1 protein-coding gene is annotated in these 275 nt (G+C 46.9%); it reads right to left on the bottom strand.

What is annotated here, in order from left to right:
- Positions 1-275: DUF7507 domain-containing protein (locus ESU54_RS17720; RefSeq protein WP_146848202.1), on the bottom strand; the 275-nt coding region annotated here is incomplete at both ends.

Genomic DNA, 275 nt, shown 5'->3' with positions numbered 1-275 from the left:
GCTTGGTTGGTCACACTGCCGGTATCGATATCATCCTGTGTGATGGTATAGGATGTAGCGGTGTAGATCCATGTTTCTGTTACATCCAGTTTACCGTCGCCATCTGTATCACCACTTTGGTAAACGATGTTCACTACTGGGTTTGGTGCCTGTAATAATGGATCGGTAACGGTTATGTTTGATAGGCTCACGTTGCCTGCGTTGGTAACTGTGAACGTATAGGTAATCGTATCGATTCCCGCATCGGCACACTGGTTGCCGTCAACATCGTTGAA

The sequence above is a fragment of the Aequorivita antarctica genome (assembly GCF_007997155.1).
Classification (GTDB): Bacteria; Bacteroidota; Bacteroidia; order Flavobacteriales; family Flavobacteriaceae; genus Aequorivita; species Aequorivita antarctica.
This window is presented reverse-complemented; position numbering and strand designations above follow the sequence as displayed.